This window comes from Leeuwenhoekiella sp. CH_XMU1409-2 (assembly GCF_037029365.1).
Lineage (GTDB): Bacteria > Bacteroidota > Bacteroidia > Flavobacteriales > Flavobacteriaceae > Leeuwenhoekiella > Leeuwenhoekiella blandensis.
The window spans coordinates 1-559 of record NZ_JAYMEI010000059.1; the positions used below are offsets into that span (position 1 = coordinate 1).

Here is a 559-nt window from a genome sequence, read left to right on the forward strand (position 1 = left end):
ATTAAAAGGTAAAGTAGCAGGATTGAATATTGTTTCTTCGGGTAGCGGGCCTTTAAACTCTCAGCAAATTACACTACGCGGAAACAACTCATTAAACCCTAACGGAAATAATGCCCTCATTGTTGTTGACGGAGTTCCAGTTAATAATGAGATGACCACTTCGGGCTCTTCTGCGAGTTATATTGGTGAAGATTCTCCTATTGATTATGGGAATGCTATTTCTGATCTCAATCTTGATGATATTAAAAGTGTAACGGTATTAAAAGGTCCGGGGGCAACTGCTCTTTATGGAAGCCGTGCAGCAAATGGTGCGTTGATCATCACCACCAAATCGGGAAAAAAGACAAGCGGTTTGGGACTTACCTATACCTCTAGTGTGAATCTTGATATAATTCAGCGTTGGCCAGACTGGCAATATGAGTACGGTCAGGGTACCGGAAAAAGTTTTAATGATGCCGGTGAACCTTATTATTCTTATGGAGGTTCAGAAGATGGTAACAATACAGGAAGCACCAGTAGCGCCTGGGGACCGCGTTTTGACGGCCAAGAGTACTATCAA

Annotated in this window: 1 protein-coding gene; it reads left to right on the plus strand. The window is 42.6% G+C overall.

The features are described from left to right. The coding region (locus WA338_RS18875) for a TonB-dependent receptor plug domain-containing protein (protein WP_336094576.1) at positions 1-559 on the plus strand (559 nt) is incomplete at both ends.